This window comes from Rhodopseudomonas sp. BR0C11 (assembly GCF_010820945.1).
Classification (GTDB): Bacteria; Pseudomonadota; Alphaproteobacteria; order Rhizobiales; family Xanthobacteraceae; genus Rhodopseudomonas; species Rhodopseudomonas palustris_H.
In genome coordinates this window covers 1-2,485 of the sequence record NZ_QTKI01000552.1, presented here as the reverse complement: position 1 = coordinate 2,485, position 2,485 = coordinate 1, and the positions used below count along the sequence as shown (strand labels likewise).

At 66.0% G+C, this 2,485-nt stretch carries 2 protein-coding genes; both read right to left on the bottom strand.

Annotated features, from left to right (window positions below):
- Positions 1 to 520, bottom strand: a 520-nt coding sequence (locus DYI24_RS24955; protein ID WP_205523683.1) for a gamma-glutamyltransferase, incomplete at its 3' end; no start/stop codon positions are given.
- 118 nt (positions 521 to 638) lie between these two features.
- The coding region (locus DYI24_RS24950) for a putative bifunctional diguanylate cyclase/phosphodiesterase (protein WP_164574235.1) at positions 639 to 2,485 on the bottom strand (1,847 nt) is incomplete at its 5' end.

The window sequence follows — 2,485 nt, the reverse complement described above, 5'->3', positions numbered from 1 at the left end:
TCATCAGCGTGGTCCACCAATCGACCGCAAGCCCGTCCCCGGCGAGCGCGATGCTGGGCGCCACCAGGTCGCGCCACGGCAGCTTGGCGTAGCGGCGGTGCGCCTCCTCCATGCCGGCAACCACGCCCGGCACCGCGACGGCGGCCGGGCCGTGGATGTTGCGGTCGTCCTTCACCCGCGGCCAAGGGAACAGATCGGACGCCGCGCCCGCGCCGGTCAGCGGATAGTCCTCGACCCGCAGGCTCTGCGGCGCCCGCATGCCGTAGTCGATGACTTCGGTGCGGTCTTCTTTGGCGCGGTACAGCACCATCGCGCCGCCGCCGCCGATGCCGCTCATCCACGGCTCGAGCACCCCGAGCGCAAAGGTGGTGGCGATCACCGCATCGATGCAGTCGCCGCCCTCCGCCAGCACGTCGGCGCCGATCTCGGCCGCGCGGCGCGACTGCGCCGCGACGATGCCGCCCTTGGAAGTGATCGCCGGCTTACGGATCTGCTGGAGATTGCTGAACTGGTCGGTCATGCGGAGGCTTTCGCTGGCAAGGGGACAACACGCGGCGGGGGCCGGCGCAGTGCGCCAGCGCGGCGCAGTGTAGGGCGTGCTGCGAGCCGCTGCTACGACGCAGAAGCAGTGATGATAATCAGGCGGCGCAGGTTGAAAGGTGCGAGGTGAGCAACTTGCGGAACGCGGCGGCAGGGATGGCAGGGCTGAACAGCCAACCCTGCATCTGGGTGCAGCCGAGCGTCGTGAGGATCTCGCGCTGCCGCGCGGTCTCGACGCCCTCGGCGGTGGTGGTCATGTGACGAGCCGCTGCGATGTTGACCACGGCCTGCACGATCGCGGTCGAGCCTTCGGTGGTGTCGATGCCGTCGATAAAGCTGCGGTCGATCTTGATCTTGTCGAACGGGAATCGCTGCAGATAGCTCAGCGACGAATAGCCGGTGCCGAAATCGTCGAGCGAAATCCTCACCCCGAGGGCGCGAAGCTGGGTCAGCGTGCTCAGCGCGGCGTCATCGTCGTGAATCAGCACCGCCTCGGTGACTTCGAGTTCGAGCCGTTCCGCCGGCAGGCCCGCTGCACCGAGCACGGAGGCGACCAGCAGCGCCAGCGACGGCTGACGGAATTGCACCGGTGAGATGTTCACCGCGAGCGTGATATCGCTGTCCCAGGTCGCCGCCTCCGAGCAGGCGGTCGCCAGCGTCCAGGCGCCGATCTCGTTGATCAGGCCGGTGTCCTCGGCGATCGGAATGAACTCGGCCGGCGAGATCATGCCGCGGGTCGGATGCCGCCAGCGCAGCAGCGCCTCGCAGCCGGTGATCGCGCCGCTGCGCAGATCGACCTGCGGCTGATAGTGGATTTCGAAGCCGCGGTCGGCGATCGCGCTGCGCAGGTCGAATTCGAGCTGGCGGCGGGTCTTGGCGACCGCGTCCATTTCCGGCTCGAAGAACCGGAAGGTGCGGCGGCCTTCGGCCTTGGCGCTGTACATCGCCAGGTCGGCGTTCTTCACCAATTGGTCGAGATCAGCGCCATCGCGCGGCGCGATCGCAATTCCGATCGATGCGTCGGTAGAGAGCAGGTGACCGAGGCATTGATACGGCAGCCGGATCGACTCGTAGATGCGGTCGACCAGCGCGGTAGCTTCGTCGGGGCCGCTGACGCCGATCTGGATGATGGCGAATTCGTCGCCGCCGAGCCGAGCGACAAAGTCAGTCTCGCGCACGCAGTCGCGCAGCCGCACCGCGACCTGCTTCAAGAGCTCGTCGCCGACCGGATGGCCGAGCGTATCGTTGATGCTCTTGAACTCGTCGATGTCGATGTACAGCAGCGCGAACGGCGCCCCGCGGCTGGCACGCTGCAGCTCGTTTTCGAGTCGCTGCCGGAACATCGAGCGGTTCGGCAGATCGGTGAGACTGTCGAAATGCGCCAGATAGGAGATCCGCTCGTCGTAACGTTTGCGCTCGGTGGCGTCCTCATGGGTGATGACCCAGCCGCCGCCCGGCACCGGCACGCTCGAAAATTCGATCGAGCGGTCGTGGATGCTGTGAATCTCCGACACGCGCTGGGACGACAGCCGGTCAATTAGATCGGTCGTGATTTTGTCGATATTGCCGCCGAGCGAACCGGTCGATTTCCGATGTTCGAGCACGTCGCGCAGACTGCAGCCGGGCTTCACCACCTCGGGCGACAGACCGTACATCTCCATGTAGCGCTGATTGCAGATCACCAGCCGGGCCTGGGCATCGAACAATAGCAAGCCCTGCGACATGTTGTTGATCGCGGTGTCGAGCCGCTGCTTGTCGAGCTGCAGCTTGCGCTGGGTGGCGCGGTGGTGCTTGCCGATCTGGTTGATGATCAGCAACAAGATCACCGTCACCACCAAGGCCGAGACGGCCGCGACCGAGACCATCAGCTTGGTCTGGGTCCGCCAGCTCGCCAGCGCATCCTCGGTGGTGGTGGTAACCACCATCCCGATCCGCCGTTCGGTAA